The 15,319-nt window shown below is 57.5% G+C and carries 10 protein-coding genes and 1 tRNA gene; 3 read left to right on the top strand and 8 right to left on the bottom strand.

Going from position 1 to position 15,319, the window contains the following annotated elements:
- Positions 1-14: 14 nt before the first annotated feature.
- The 8 genes from IE091_RS02630 to IE091_RS02595 form a co-directional block, all read right to left on the bottom strand.
- Positions 15-971: a branched-chain amino acid transaminase gene (locus IE091_RS02630; RefSeq protein WP_189462729.1), complete on the bottom strand. Its 957-nt coding sequence runs from the start codon at positions 969-971 to the stop codon at positions 15-17.
- Positions 968-2,074: a class II histone deacetylase gene (locus IE091_RS02625; protein ID WP_189462728.1), complete on the bottom strand. Its 1,107-nt coding sequence runs from the start codon at positions 2,072-2,074 to the stop codon at positions 968-970. Before IE091_RS02625 ends, IE091_RS02630 begins: the two co-directional genes overlap by 4 nt.
- On the bottom strand, positions 2,071-3,102 hold the full coding sequence (locus tag IE091_RS02620) for a histone deacetylase family protein (RefSeq protein ID WP_189462727.1): 1,032 nt from the start codon (positions 3,100-3,102) through the stop codon (positions 2,071-2,073). The genes IE091_RS02625 and IE091_RS02620 overlap by 4 nt, the downstream gene beginning before the upstream one ends.
- 36 nt (positions 3,103-3,138) lie before the next feature.
- Positions 3,139-4,083: a bifunctional Delta(1)-pyrroline-2-carboxylate/Delta(1)-piperideine-2-carboxylate reductase gene (gene lhpI, locus IE091_RS02615; RefSeq protein ID WP_189462726.1), complete on the bottom strand. Its 945-nt coding sequence runs from the start codon at positions 4,081-4,083 to the stop codon at positions 3,139-3,141.
- Positions 4,084-4,305: 222 nt separating this feature from the next.
- Positions 4,306-5,073 (bottom strand): helix-turn-helix transcriptional regulator, encoded by a 768-nt coding sequence (locus tag IE091_RS02610; RefSeq protein WP_189462725.1) that lies wholly within the window; start codon positions 5,071-5,073, stop codon positions 4,306-4,308.
- A gap of 119 nt (positions 5,074-5,192) precedes the next feature.
- Positions 5,193-5,549 carry a RidA family protein gene (locus tag IE091_RS02605; RefSeq protein WP_039180261.1) on the bottom strand — a complete coding sequence of 119 codons (357 nt, stop codon included), beginning with the start codon at positions 5,547-5,549 and terminating at the stop codon, positions 5,193-5,195.
- Positions 5,550-5,706: 157 nt separating this feature from the next.
- Positions 5,707-12,174: a calcium-binding protein gene (locus IE091_RS02600; RefSeq protein ID WP_189462724.1), complete on the bottom strand. Its 6,468-nt coding sequence runs from the start codon at positions 12,172-12,174 to the stop codon at positions 5,707-5,709.
- A 281-nt stretch (positions 12,175-12,455) separates the two neighbouring features.
- Positions 12,456-12,542: transfer RNA gene (locus tag IE091_RS02595), tRNA-Leu, on the bottom strand.
- Between the two features lie 112 nt (positions 12,543-12,654).
- On the opposite strand from IE091_RS02595, the gene queA reads away from it, so the two are divergent.
- The 3 genes from queA (at position 12,655) to yajC (ending at position 15,268) form a co-directional block, all read left to right on the top strand.
- A complete protein-coding gene (gene queA / locus IE091_RS02590; RefSeq protein WP_039180267.1) occupies positions 12,655-13,686 on the top strand; it encodes a tRNA preQ1(34) S-adenosylmethionine ribosyltransferase-isomerase QueA in 1,032 nt (343 codons plus the stop codon).
- Between the two features lie 53 nt (positions 13,687-13,739).
- Positions 13,740-14,867, top strand: a complete 1,128-nt coding sequence (tgt, locus tag IE091_RS02585; protein ID WP_039180272.1) for a tRNA guanosine(34) transglycosylase Tgt — start codon at positions 13,740-13,742, stop codon at positions 14,865-14,867.
- 74 nt (positions 14,868-14,941) lie between these two features.
- Positions 14,942-15,268 carry a preprotein translocase subunit YajC gene (gene yajC, locus IE091_RS02580; protein ID WP_016914910.1) on the top strand — a complete coding sequence of 109 codons (327 nt, stop codon included), beginning with the start codon at positions 14,942-14,944 and terminating at the stop codon, positions 15,266-15,268.
- The last annotated feature ends 51 nt before the right edge of the window (positions 15,269-15,319 follow it).

Below are 15,319 nucleotides of genomic sequence, written 5' to 3'. Positions count from 1 at the left end.
GCGCCACTCCCCTCTCATGCCGGGGTCAGCCAGTGCTGGTAGGCCTCCAGCTCGCCGCGTACCACCTGGCGATAGAGCTGCTGCAGCTGCGCCGTGACGCTGTGGGCAGGTATCGGCTCGCTGGGCGGCGGCGCTTCGGCACGATGGCCAATGCGTCGTCCATCCAGCTCCCTGAGCGGCAGAATTTCAGCAGCGGTGCCGGTCAGGAAGGCTTCGTCGGCGGTGTACAGCTCATCGCGGGTGATACGCCGCTCTTTCACTTCGATGCCCAGCACGTCGCGGGCCAGTTGTATGACGCTGTCTCGGGTGATGCCCTGCAGGCAAGAGGTGACTTCCGGGGTGTGCAGCACGCCATCGCGCAGCAGGAAGACATTCGCCGCCGAGGCCTCGGCCACGTACCCTTCGGGGTCGAGCATGATGGTCTCATCGAACCCGGCCTTGACCGCCGTGTTGAGCGCCAGCATCGAATTCACGTAGTGGCCGCTGGTCTTGGCGCGGCACAGGCTGATGTTGACATGGTGGCGCGCCCAGGAAGAGGTCAAGGCACGCAATCCATGGGTCGCGGCCTGCGGTGAAAGGTACGGCCCCAAATCCCAGGCGGCGATCATCACATGGGTGGTCAACCCCTGGGCGCGCAGCCCGAGGCCTTCTGAACCCAGAAACACGGTGGGCTTCAGGTAGGCATCCTGCAAGCCGTTTTTGGTGATGCTTTTGCACTGAGCATCGATCAGCTCGGCTTCACGAAACGGCAGCGGAATATCCAGCGCGTGGGCGCTTTCCACGAGCCTGCGGGTATGCTCCTCCACCCGGAACAAGCACGGGCCTTGCGCACCGGCGTAGGCCCGCACGCCCTCGAAGCAGCCCATCCCGTAATGTAGCGTATGGGTGAACACATGAACCCTGGCATCTCGCCAGGCAAGCCACTGGCCGTCCTGCCAGATCCAGCCGTCTCGATCATGAAGAGGTGTCATCGGGTGGTTTGCTCCCACTGTCGTTGCCAGGTATCGATCAATGCCTGCTGGTGCGGCTGCAGCGCCTGATACCCCCAGGCGGCGATTTCGTCGTTTTGCGGGTCGAACACGGCGGTCGTGCTGCTCGCCAGCGTCTGGACCACCGCATGGCCGCAGAGCGGCACGTAGCCTTCGGAGTAGCCGCCTTCGTGCACGATCACCAGCTTGCCAGCGCAACAGCGCTCCGCCACGGCCTTTACTTGCGCCGTCATGGTGGCGAAGGCCTGACTGTTGAGCAGCATCTTGCCCAGCGGGTCCTTGGCACAGGCGTCGTAGCCACAGGCAACGATGATGAGATCGGGCTGAAAGGCTTCCAACGCAGGCAGTACCAGCCTTTCCATGGCATACGCATAGGCCCCCAGGCCACATCCAGGGGGCAGCGGCAGGTTGAGGTTCGTCCCGGTTCCAGCGCCCTCCCCCTGCTCTTCGAAAGCGCCGCTCTCCAGTGGGTAGTTGGCTGCCTGATGTATTGAGATGGTGAAGGTGTTCGGGTCGCGATAGAACGCAGCCTGCTGGCCGTTACCGTGGTGTACGTCCCAGTCGAGAATCGCCACGCGACTGGCCTGGCCCAGCGCCTGGGCACGCATCACCGCCACGGGAATATTGCCTAACAGGCAGAACCCACGGCCCTGATCGGCTTCGGCATGATGGCCCGGCGGGCGGCACAGGGCGTAGGCGTTGCGTACTTCGCCCCGGGCGACGGCGTCTACGGCGGCGATGGCCAAGCCCGCCGAGTGGGTCGCGGCGGCCCAGCTGCCCGGCATGTAGGGCGCGCAGTCGCCGCCGTTACCGCCCCTTGCCGCATCGCCTGCCTGAAGTTCTTCCAGGTAGCGCGGCGTGTGAAAGCGCAGCAGGTCTTCCAGCGTGGCGGCGGGCGGCTTGACCACGTAAAGCTCGTCGATCAGCCCGCTGACTTCCAGAATGTTTTTCAGCCGCCGCTTGCTTTCGGGGCTTTCCGAGGCGGCCTGGGGCTGCAAGAATTCACCCGGCGCCGAGAACACGCCGATGGCCCCCTGGTCGTGCCAGAAGCAGCGTTCGTGCCAGTAGAAGCCGGTACCGCTCATGCGTTAAACCCCTCCATGAAGGCCGCCAGGTTGGCGCTGAGATGTTCGGTGGGGTAGCCGCCTTCCTGCACGATCACCATGGGGAGCGACAGCGCGGCCAAACGCTTGCCTACCTCGATAAACGCTTCGGTTTCCACGTTCAAACCGGCCAGCGGGTCTGACTTATGGGCATCCAGCCCCAGAGCGACCACCACTGCATCCGGTTCGAAACGCTGCAAGTGATCGATCAAAATCGCCAGCGCGTCCAGATAGACCTCACCGTCGCTGCCCACCGGCAGGGGGAGGTTCACGTTGGCGCCCACGCCGTCATCGCTACCTTCTTCGTCGGGCCCGCCCCAGAAAAAGGGGTAGAAGTCGCTGGGGTCGGCGTGCAGCGAACCGGTCCATACATCGTCTCTGGCGTAGAAAATGTCCTGGGTGCCGTTGCCGTGGTGCAAATCCACATCGATGATCGCCACTCTGGCAAAGCGTTCACGCAGTACGGTCGCGGCCAGCGCCGAGTTGTTCAGCAGGCAAAAGCCGCCTGCCCGCTCGGGCCCGGCATGGTGGCCGGGTGGGCGACACAGCGCATAGGTCACCGTCTCCCCTGCCAACACCGCTTCTGCCGCCGCTTCGGCCGTAGCAGCCGAGGCCAATGCGCCCTGGAAACTGGTGGCGCTGAGCGGACAAGCCATGTCGTGCAGGTGCCAGCCCGCCTGGCCTATGGGGTGGCGGGGGTAGTGGTGGCCGCCGCCGCAGGGGTGAATGTTGGGCGCCACCAGCGCGGCGGCGTTGGGCAACGCCTGCCAGCGGGCATGGATCGTTTCCAGAAAGGTCAGGTAGCGCGGCGTATGAATCCGCGCCAGCCGCTTGCGCAGCTGGGGCGAGTCCGACGCGCCCGGAGCCACCAGCGCCAAGCCCACCTTTGCCAACCCCTGAGTGAGCAGCTCGGCCCGCATCGGCCCTTCCGGGGAAGGCGCCAGCTGGCCACGCAGCAGGAAAGTGGGCGGCGCATGCAGCGCCTGATCAGGATGATAAAAACACTTCATGGTCACCGTCCTTTGGCCATTTGGAGCTAGCAAGGGCTACTTCAGCGTAGCGGGTAACGACTCCCAGAGCTCGATCGCCGCGGCTAAATCTTCCAGAGAAGCGCCCACCGACTTGAACAGCGTGATGGCCTGCGGGCTGGTGCGCCCGGGCTTCTCGCCACGCAAGACGTCGGCCAGCTCCGCCTGGATCTCCTCGAACTGGAAGGCGCCTGCCTCGATGGCCTGCAGGATGTCGCCCGCCTCACCTTGTGCCCCCGCGTAGGTATCCACGAACACCTGGGCACGGCGCAGGCACTCGGCATCGGTTTCGCGCATTTGCGGACGAAAGGCACCAATCAGGTCCAGGTGCGTGCCTGGGGTCAGCCACTCGCCCCGGATGATGGGCTGGGTGGAGAGCGTCACGCAGCTGACGATGTCGGCCTCTGCCACGGCGGTGGCCAAGGTATCGACGACCTGGGTATCGAAGCGGTCTGCATACTCTTCGGCAATGGCGGCTGCCTTGTGAGGGTTACGCCCCCAGACCAGCACGCGCTTGATGGGCCTGACGCTTGCGTGGGCTTCGATCACCATGGGGGCCAGCTTGCCGGTACCCACCACCAGCAGCGTTTCGGCGTCTTCCCTGGCCAGCACCTGAGCCGCCAGCGCAGAAGCAGCGGCGGTGCGGCGGCGGGTCAGTTCGCTGCCATCGATGCACGCCAGCGGCTGGCCGTGTTGGCCTTCGCTGAGCAGGTAAAGGCCGGAAATGGCCGGCAGGCCGTTTTCGGCATTTTGCGGAAACACGTTGACCATCTTCACCCCGATATAGCCTGCCGCTTCCCAGGCGGGCATCAGCAGCATGGTGGCTTCGCCATCCGGCCGATGCATGGCGTGATGGTGGCGCGGTGGCGACTCCACCCCGTTCACGAAGGTGTGGCGCAGGCGCTCGATCAGGCCTGGCCAGGCTAGAAGCTGCTCGACTTCCTTGGCAGAAATGACCTTCATGCCCACTCCCCCTGCAGGTGATAGACGAGGCCTTGCACAATGGCCCGATGGTTAGCAAAGGCCACCGCGTGCGTGTGGGTATGGGGATAAAACAAGGGTGGTAGCATCAGCGCTCTCCAGCGTCATCGAACTTCTCTTGAGACTACGACGATGCAGCAGCGGTTGCTTGCCCGAAACTCTGGCAAGTTTGCCCGTAAGTCAGGTAGGCAGCGGTTTCAGACGCTAGCGATCCGACGAAGGGGAAATGTCGAAGTAACGACGGTAGGCGCGGGAAAAGCTGCCCTGGTCGCGAAAACCCACCAACATGGCGATATGGCCAAGGCTCATGGCGCTATGGCGTACCAGAGTACGTGCATGCTCCAGCCGCCTGCGCTGCACATAGGCCAGCGGCGTCATCCCGGTCAGCTCACGAAAGCAGCTATGAAAGTGGCCGGGACTCAAGGCGCACAGTGCGGCCATCTGCTCGACACGAATGTCATCGGCCAGGTGCTGATCGAGCCAGGCATCCAGGCGCTCCAGGTCCAGCCGCTCACTGATGCAGCGCGCGCCCATCTGGGCTGCCGTCTGGAGCGGTGCATCCTGCAGGTACATGTAGAGCGCCCGCAGTAACAGTGCGGCAATTTCGTTTTGCAGGGCTGGGCACTGTTCCAACTGATGGGCCAGCGCGTGGGTGAGCTGGTTCAAGGCGGGGGGAACGGTAAAGAAGCGCGGTTTATCGAATAGCCGCTCGATCTCACTGCCCTTTTCCAGCGTGGCCAAGTGCTGCACGGGGATATCCAGCACCAGGGTTCGGTTGCTGCCATCGCCCTGATACTCGTGATGGCGTGACGAAGGGATCAAGCAGCCCCGGCGAGCGGTCACCCGCTCCCCCTGGCCTTCCATGGACAGTTCCGTCACGCCACACGTGGCCAGTATCAACTGGTGAAAATCGTGGGTGTGCGCCACCTGCTCTTGCGCCAGATTGCGGCTATGCAGCTCGAACTGGACCATGACCGTACCGTTCGGGAAGTGAGAGAAGCAGGCTCCACTATAAAACGATCGTAGAATAAAAATCGAGGGGGCGTTAACGCTCGGTTAACGCCCCCTCGTGACAGCCTTGAAGCAACCGATCAGGCGTCGGGCAGTGCCGCGATGACCATGATTTCCACTTTCCACTCGGGCTTGGCCAGCTTGGCTTCCAGCGCAGCACGCACCGGCGGACGACCCGGTACCACCCAGGCTTCCCACGCTTCGTTCATTTCCGCGAACTCGGCCATGTCGGTGACCCATACCTGCGCAGAGATCAGGTGCTCTTTGGAAGTGCCCGCCTGCGCCAGCAGCTCATCGATACGCGCCAGCACTTGCTCGGTTTGGCCACGCATGCCCACCGTGGCATCGGCTGGCACCTGGCCCGCGAGGTAGACGGTTCCGTTATGAACAGCCACTTGGCTCATACGCGCATTGCTTTCGTGATAGGTCACGCCCATGGGGTTGTCTCCCGCGACATTGGGTTGATGAAGTGATGACATGTGTGGCCAGCCAATTGCCTGGCCACGCGCTGATAGTGGCATGATTTACGCTGCACACCAACACAAGCCCGCCCCTGCCAGGCCTATCTTGCCACTGCAGGGGCTTTCGCATGCATCAAGTGATGCTGTAGTTGGTATTCCAGTTCTCTTCGAGGAAGCCGTTGAGGTCCAGATTTTCGAAGTTGGCGAGTAACTGGGTATCGAAGTCACTGCCTGTGAGCTCAACACGGAATAGCTGAGCATCATCTTCAATGTCGGGGGTGTCTCCATTACCTGCCAACAGGTACACCACTTCGTCACTGTTCAGGCCAAGTTGATCCAGCCAACCTGCCGTGCCATTCATGAACTCTTCAGTGGTAAATACGGCAAACGCAATATCCTCACCTAACGCAGTCAAATCGTCATAGCGCTCAAAGCCAGGCTCATCACCGCGCAGCGCATCGAACTCATTGGCCGTCAGGTCGATGAACAGCTGATCGAAGCCTGGTTCACTTCCTACTCGGAAATCCGTGATCAGCTCAATACCGTCAGCCGCTTGGCCGTCAACATTAAACGTTTTGGATAGCTGCGTGACGCTCCCCCCCGGTGCGGCGCCTGGCTGGTGGGTATAGCCGTTGACCGTAAAAGTGATATTCAGGTCTTGCTCATCATCACTTTCGAGCGGGTCATCAATAATGACAATACTTGCTGCATCATCGATCAAGAATTCAGCAGGAACACCATTATTACCCGCTACATTGAGTGTATAAATATTCGCATAGGTATCCTGGACTACCCAAGTGGCTAATGACGATAGAGGAGTATCGCTATTGACCGCTCCCTCCAAGAGTAATGTCGATGTCTCGAACAACCGCTCGGCTGCCCGAGCATCCAACGCCCCTGCATCAAAGAACGATGCTTGATCCGTTTGCAAGGCATAATTCTCGGGAAGACTTAAGCCATCCAGAGAGCGCTGTATCAAAGCACTTAGTGGGTACGTGACGGTCAGCCCTTCTTGGTCAAAGTTGGGTAGCTCGCTGAGCACTTCAAAGTCCTGGAAGCTAATTTCGTCCACGTTCACCCGAACACTGCTAGCGGCAGACAAAGCCTCACTACCTATTGAGTTGAGCACTTGATCAACACTATCTTCGATTACCCAATTTAACAGCGTTTCACGGTCGAGACTTTCAGCATTGCTTGCCCCTGAGAGAATCTCCTCTACCGTCACTAACAGAGACTCTACTTCACTGACCACTAACGATGCGGCATCGAATGGCTGTCCAGCATTAATTTCATAGCTACCCGGACGCCCCTCATTACTGCCGGGCAGCTCCCCCCCTGCATTGACTTCAGCAATCGCTTCCTCTAGCGAATAGCTGACATTAACATTATCGAGATCTACGTTGCCTAAGGTAACAAAGGCCTCGTACTGCTCAGGAGTCAGAGATGCACTACTACCCAGATCCAATGTAATCGTGTCCGCTCCGCTGATCCACGGAGCGGCGCCCGCAGCAAGAAGCTCGTCTGGCTGAGCGCTCGTGATGCTCCACGTCTGCAGTGCTTCAACACTCACCGCTTGACGATTAAGCGCTCCATCTACAATGGCTTGTGTAGCCTGATAACGTGTCTCAGCATTAGGCACGCTAGTAAGTAAGAAGTTGGGTATTTCAACCCTGCTTGCCACAATTTCATAGCTATCAGCAATGTTTTCGATATCACCAAGCGTCAAGTTGCGGGTAAAGATAAATCTGACAGGCGTATCTTCCAGCTCAAAATTACTCAGCCGTTGTAACCGCTGAAGGTCTGCAATGGCGAGAATATCATTATTGACCGACACCTGTTCTGCGCCTGTCAAATACAAAGGAAACTGATTATTCGATTGGGTAGCCAACAAGGCAGAAGCTGAGTCGATAACGCTCCATTTCAGCAGCTCATTCACCGCGGGAACAGGGGCGTTCGCACCTGAAAGGGCGAGTACGGCGCTCTCTACAATGGGTCTTACTTCTTCCGCCGTCAAAACACCAATCGACAGTTCTGTATCAGCAAGACGGTAGCCTGCACTATTGCCCTCTTCTCCCTTGACAAGCGCCTCCACCCCTTCTGACTCAATGATTTCTAACGCTTCTTCAAGCGTATACAAAATCTCCACCGGATCACTATTGTAATCGTAGTTGCCAAGACCAATGAGTGACTGGTACTGTTCATAAGTCAACTGCGCATCCGTAATTTGAACACGATCGGCCAAGACAATATGATCTTGTGCAATAGCTTGAATAATATTGCTTGCCGTATCGTTCACCGTCCAGTCAAACAGACGTTGAGCGGTCTCGTTATCACTCTCTACATTTCGACCCGCTTCTAATACTGCACGCACATTTGTTAGCTCGTTTGCAGCCTCTTCAACGACGAGTTTCGCTACAAAAGGTGTTGCAGTATCATTCAGCACGAAGCGACCATCAGGCGCTAATATATCCGCCGACTGAGCTCGAAGTGCATCATTGATATCAGCGTAAACTACGGTTACCTCTTCCCCTAAACTGAAATTATCTAATCTACCCATCAGTTGCTCATATTGAGCTGCTGTCAGCGTTTCGTCTGTCACCTCAACACTTTCAGCAAGTTGGAGGCCGTCAGGAGCAGAAGCACCCAAGCGTGACTGAATATTGTTGTAGCTATCCAGAATGCTCCAGGAGTAAACGCTACTCAGGTCAGGCGAGTTCTCTGCCCCACCTAACAACTCGCGAACGATAGACAGATTCTCGATGGCATCTTCCGCTGCCAGGGACTCCAGAACAAGCTGCGGCTGTGTATTGATAAGATAATTATCTACCACATCATCGGGGCCTCGCTCAAATGCCTGGCCGAGGGTGTATTCAACCTGTTCATTGCCGCGCTGATAACCCCGATTATCATTTTCAATCGCCAATAAAGATTCGAATTGATCAACTGTAATCTGCTGATCAGTAAGACGAATCTCGTCAGCACCAACCATGAAAGCAGCACCTTGCTCGATTGCTAGAACGGCACTTGCACTATCTTGAACGATCCAATTAAAAAGCTCGTCGACATTTAAACTATCAGCATTATCAGCACTACCTACAACCAACTCCACACGCTCAAGAGTCGAGCGAGACTGAGCAACACTCAGCTCACTTGGTGCATAGGTATCTGTCTCTAATAAATAGCTATCGGGTAACGCAACATCTGTATTGACGGCACCTTCAAGCGTGTATCGCACGACCGTGGAGCCTAAGTCGAAATTTTCTAACTCGATAAGACGCTCATATTCTGGCTGGCTAATTTCAGCATTTGAAACAAACACCTGATCAGCTAACGCAACGTGATTCTCGAACAAGTCTTCAATAATCACGGTGGCATCATCAACGACTACCCAATGGAAAGGTAGACGCTCGCCTAAGCTGTCACGATTTTCAGCACTGTCTACCAGTTCAGTGATCTGTAGGTAGGCCTCTTGTGCTTCCGCAACACTCACCTCCCCTGCGTCAAGCAGGCTGTCTACACTAATCGCATAGCCATTCAGCAAGGTTCCTCTATCATCCGCTCGGATAGCTTCTTCCAGCGTGTATTCGACGACTTCGCCAGTCCTTATGTAGTTACTATCTAAACCAAGGAGGCTTTCATACTCTGACAGTGTGATTAAGTCATCACTGACGCTAACTGACGTTGCTCTCAGCAGGTGCGGCACATTATCCGCACTTAAAATATTATCCGCACTATCTACAACAGTCCAATTAAAGAGCTGGTCCGCGTCTAAGGACTGTGCGTTCATAGCACCTGACAAAATCAACTCTACCGAGCTCAGCAACTGCTCTGCCTCTACGACACTCAAACTACCTGCATTTAACACAGAGCTATCTGAAATATCGTAATTCTCCGCAATCACCGCTGCGTTAACCGCTTGATAAAGCGTATAACTTACGACGGTTTCTCCCAACTGGAAATTATCCAGACCATTAAGAAGCTCAAACTCTTCTACAGTGATGGCACGATCACTAATCACGACAGGGTTGGCCCCAGTAACGGCGCTCTCTTCAATACTATCAATAATAGCACTTGCTGTGTCACTAACCGACCACTGGAACAATGACACAGGGGGTTGATTATTAGCTCCTTGCAAAACCCGAGAGACATCCGCAAATGATGCAATCGCCTGAGAAACAGTGACCACACCAGCATCCAATGGAGCATCTAAATCGAGAACATAATTAGCGGGCAATGTTTCTACCGCCAACGCATTCTCCAAGGTATAAATAACGTCTGTGACACCCAGGTCAAAATTATCAAGCCTGCTCAGCTGTGAAAATTGAGCCGGTGTAATTATGGATTCGGTCACACTCACACGCCCCGCCTCATTCAACTGAGGATCAGCGCTGGACGCGCTAATAACGTTTTGGAAGCTATCCAAAACAGTCCAGTCAAGCAGCATCTCTCGCGTCAAACCATCTTCTTCGGCATTAACTGCACGGTCTATCAGCAAACGTGTTGCATCAATCAACTCCGCTGCTTCGCGAAGCGTCAAGTCGTTTTTGAGCAGTAGAGTATCTGGGTCAAGAGTATAATTCGCAGGCATTTCAGATGTATTAAGCGCCTGCTCCAAACGATAAGGTACTATCGTGTTGCCCAACACAAAGTTATCCAGCGTGTTTAAATCTGCAAACTGGTCAGGCCTAATGGTGTCGTTGGTTACCATGACACGTGTGGCACCCAATACCGCTGGGCGCTCAAGACCACCTGTCACCAATACATCTTCTACACGTGCGCGAATAGCCCACGTATATATATCTTCAAGCGCGATGGGGGCACTATCAGCATCGTAGTCACCTTCCAGAATTTGCTGCACAAGCACCAAGCGGTCAGCTGCCACCGTTAGCCCGAGATTACCGGACGCAAAGGGCTGGTCCGGATTAAGCAAATACTGAGAGGGTAATTCGTTATTTTGTGACAGCGTAACGGCTTGCTGTAACGTCAAATAGGGTAGGTCAGCACGGGTTTCAATAGTGTCGGATAGGCTGCTATCAGGGTTTTGCGCATCACGCTGTGCATCGCGCAGCGGGTTACGCACACCTTCACGATAGGCCTCTACATTCAGATTTTCACCCGCCGCATCAATGGCATCCAGCGCCTGCGTCACTTGGCCTGCAATTGTCGGCAAACCCAGTAAATCGGCCATTTCCTGATTACTGAGTGGCGCATCGACATCATCAGCCTCATTAAACGCCTCAGCCAGCAGAGACAGAGCATCCTCATTACTGATACCTGCCGTCGCAGCCATGGCCAACAAACTCGAAACCTTGACACCGGCAATAAGCAAGTCTGCGTTCGGCGACGACTCAGCCAGTGGGTCAGTGTTCACCAGGTCAATACGCTGGTCGAGTCCTAACGCCGTTTTAATAGCCGTTTGGGCGTCCGCATCATTCAAATTAAACTGCTGAGCCAGTTGTACCATCATAGTGGTGAGCGGTGTAATGACGGTCGCCCCCTCAGGCGCCCGCAGCTCACCGACAAAAGGCAGACCGGTCGAGATATCGACCCCGCCAGTCGCGGTCAAGATACCGCTGCCCTGCAAGCCCTCAAAAAAGCCTTCTCGATTGGTCGTCACACTATTAGCGTCAAGCGCTCGTGTAACGGTAGCGCCTGAAATATAGCCATCAATGACATAACCGCTCACCGTTACAGGCGGCTCTGGCGTTGGTTCTGGCTCTGGTTCTGGTGCTGGCTCAGGTGGTGGCGAGCTGCCACCGCCGCCACCACCACCGGCAGCCGCCGCACCTACCGCAATGGCACCACCACCGATATAGAGCCATGGTGGGATATCGGCAAACGAGCTGACCGGCGCACTGTTCGAGCCAGTGGTCCCCGCCGCGGCAGCGGCGCCCGATGGTGCCGACGTAAACGAGGCGCTTGGCACGAACAGTAAATTACCGAAATCTTCTCCAGCGGCAATGCCTTGCTGCAGGGCATCGCTGGGGCTGATCAACAACAGGTCACCCTGCTCGACCACCGCCCAGCGTGGCACCACGACCTGCGACCCATCGGCCATCGTCACCAGAGCGTTCCCGTCAGGCAACAGCTCCCAGGTTTGCACATCCGGTAGCTGACTGAGCGGCACCAAAAGACCGCTGTCATTACCGAGCTGTTGCATGAGAGCGTCCACATCGACCACGACACGTCCGTTGGCCAGCGCCACGTCTGCCGCCATCAATTCGATACGCTGGCCGCTGTTCATCATCAGTGTGAGGCTGCCGTTGGGCTGGCGAATGACTTCTGACACGCCTTGCAGGTCATTCACTGGCACCATCTTGTCGGCCAAGGCCTGCTGGGCGAGCAAGGGCAGCACCAATGTAGCGGCCATACCGCCTTGCTTGAGGGTCTTCTGGTTCTTTTCCATCCAGCGGCGCACGAAGGCCACACGCTCATGGGGGTCCGCCGGTATCTCAATGCGCGATACGTCGCTACGGGTGTCGGCAAGTGCTTGCCAAGCGCCCTGAGCCTCTACGCTGCTGACCCTGACGCCATTGAGCAAATGACCGTTGACAACGCCAGGCTGCGTCGACTTGAGAATATCGGCTGATGACATCGCCATTGAGCACATCTCCACTGAAGGTTCGCAAGCGCCCATGGCGAATGCTTTTTCTAGTTAGTTAGGCGAACATCGCCCCGGCAGCCTCACGGAAAGGCGCCATTCAAATGGGGTCAAGTATTTCATAAAGAAGTAGGAAAGAAACCTGAAAAAAGAGGGGGTAATGCCCTGTTTAAGAGCATTAGAAAACACATGGGCGCTCTCGGGCAGAATACCGTGACACGAAAGGACACTTTGGACAGAACAAAAAAGGGCCTGACGTTGAACGTCAGGCCCTTCATGTTTGGTGCCGGTGGCCAGACTCGAACTGGCACACCCGTAAAGGCGGCGGATTTTGAATCCGCTGCGTCTACCAATTCCGCCACACCGGCATAGGAGGCGCATTATACGGAGTTAACCTGCAAGGTCAATCACATCAACTGACTTTATGCGCCTAAAGCGCTATCCTAGGCGGCTTGTTTGACCACCGAAAGAGCACTCCCCATGCAGCGAGCAGATTTCCATTTCGAGCTACCCGATGAGCTGATTGCCCGCTATCCGTCCGAGCAGCGCAGCGATTGCCGCTTGCTATGTGTGGATGGCCAGAGCGGTGCGCTGGCGCATCGTCGCTTTCCCGATCTGCTGGAGCTGCTGGAGCCAGGCGACCTGCTGGTATTCAACGACACCCGAGTGATACCGGCACGCCTGCACGGCCACAAGGCCAGTGGCGGAAAAGTCGAGATGCTGCTGGAGCGCCCGCTGGACAGCCACCGTGGGCTTGCCCATCTGCGTTCCAGCAAGTCGCCCAAGCCGGGCACCGAGCTGATCTTCGAAGGCGACATTCATGCCGTGGTGGAAGGCCGCCGCGATGCGCTGTTCGAGCTGCGCTTTCTGGGCGACACGCCGATGATTGCTCTGCTGGAGCAGCACGGCCATATGCCGCTGCCGCCCTACATCACTCGGGAAGACGAGCTGAGCGACCGCGAACGCTATCAGACCGTGTATGCGCGCCGCGACGGTGCCGTGGCCGCTCCTACGGCGGGGCTGCACTTCGATCAGCCGCTGCTGGATGCACTGGCCGAAAAAGGCATTCAAAGTGCCTTCGTGACCCTGCATGTGGGCGCAGGCACCTTTCAGCCCGTGCGCGTCGACAATATCCTCGAACACCACATGCACAGCGAGTGGATCGAGGTCACCGAAGCCACCTGCCAGCAGGTGCGTGATACCCAGGCGGCCGGCAAGCGCGTGGTGGCGGTAGGCACCACCAGCGTGCGCTGCCTGGAGAGTGCCTGCATGAAAAGCAGCGACGGCGAGATCGCCCCGTTCAGCGGCGATACCGATATCTTTATCTACCCTGGCTACCAGTGGCGCTGTGTCGATGCACTGATCACCAACTTTCACCTGCCCGAGTCGACGCTGCTGATGCTGGTGTCGTCCTTTGCAGGCTATGAACACATCATGCACGCCTACCGCACGGCGGTAGAAGAGCGCTACGCCTTTTTCAGCTATGGCGATGCCATGCTGCTCACCCGCTAGCGCTGTGCCACCCGATAGATCAACGAGCGATTGTGATGCGAAACGAATGCTTTATGCGCTTTGAGCGCCTTGCGGAAGACGGCCGTGCGCGCCGGGGCCGCCTTCACTTCCCACGGGGCACGGTAGAAACGCCAGCCTTCATGCCGGTGGGTACCTACGGCACCGTCAAGGGCATGACGCCCGAGTCGGTGAAAGAGATCGGCGCGGAAATCATCCTGGGCAACACGTTCCACCTCTGGCTGCGCCCGGGCACCGATGTCATCGAAGCCCACGGCGACTTGCACGACTTCGCCCAGTGGGACAAGCCGATCCTCACCGACTCAGGCGGCTTTCAGGTCTTCTCGCTGGGCGAGATGCGCAAAATCACCGAGCAAGGCGTGCATTTCCGCTCGCCGGTGGACGGCAGCAAAGTGTTCATGGGGCCGGAAGAGTCCATGGCCGTGCAGCGCTCGCTGGGCTCTGACGTGGTGATGATCTTCGATGAGTGCACCCCCTACCCAGCCACCTTCGAAGAGGCCGAGAAGTCGATGGAGCTGTCGCTGCGCTGGGCCAAGCGCTCACGCACGGCACACGGTGATTCGCCTTCGGCGCTGTTCGGCATCATTCAGGGCGGCATGTACCCTGAATTGCGCGAACGCTCGCTCAAGGGGCTGCTGGACATTGGCTTCGACGGCCTGGCCATCGGCGGCCTGTCGGTGGGTGAGCCCAAGGAAGAGATGATCAAGGTCCTCGACTACCTGCCCACCTGGATGCCCGACGACACCCCGCGTTACCTGATGGGGGTCGGCAAACCCGAGGATCTGGTCGAGGGCGTACGCCGCGGCGTGGACATGTTCGACTGCGTCATGCCGACCCGCAATGCGCGTAATGGGCACCTGTTCACCTCGGACGGCATCGTCAAGATCCGCAATGCCAAGCACCGCTTCGACACGCGTCCGCTGGATGAAGAGTGCGATTGCCACACCTGCCAGAATTTTTCCCGTGGCTACCTGCATCACCTGGACCGCTGCAACGAAATGCTCGGCTCGATGCTCAACACCATCCATAACTTGCGCTACTACCAGCGCGTCATGGCTGATTTGCGCGCAGCAATCGAAGCGGGTACATTGACGACCTTTGTGGAAGGCTTCTATGCACGGCGCGGCTTGCCGGTGCCTCCCCTTGCGGGACCTGAAACCTGATAACTAACCGCCACCGGCCATGCTGAGTGGCGTCAACCGGTTCACCCATTGTTCTAACTCAGGAGTTCTCTGCAATGCTGGATTTCTTCATCTCACCAGCCCATGCCCAGGAAGCCGCCGCTGGCGGTGGTATTGCGCAAATCGTCATGCTCGTCGGCTTTGTGCTGATTTTCTACTTCCTGCTGTGGCGCCCCCAGGCAAAACGTGCCAAGCAGCACCGTCAGCTGGTCTCCAGCCTGGCCAAGGGTGATGAAGTGGTCATCGGTGGTGGCCTGGTAGGCCGCGTGACCAAAGTCAGCGATGAGTTCCTGACCCTGGAAGTATCGGAAGGTACCGAAGTCAACGTGCAGAAGAATGCCGTGGCTGCCGTACTGCCCAAGGGCACCATTAAGTCCATCTAACGCTCGCACCTCCCCCCTGCCGACTCCGTGCCAGCCACCCCGGCAGGGGTG

Origin of the sequence: Vreelandella hamiltonii, from assembly GCF_014651775.1 — a bacterium.
In the GTDB taxonomy this organism is placed as follows: domain Bacteria; phylum Pseudomonadota; class Gammaproteobacteria; order Pseudomonadales; family Halomonadaceae; genus Vreelandella; species Vreelandella hamiltonii.
This window is presented reverse-complemented; position numbering and strand designations above follow the sequence as displayed.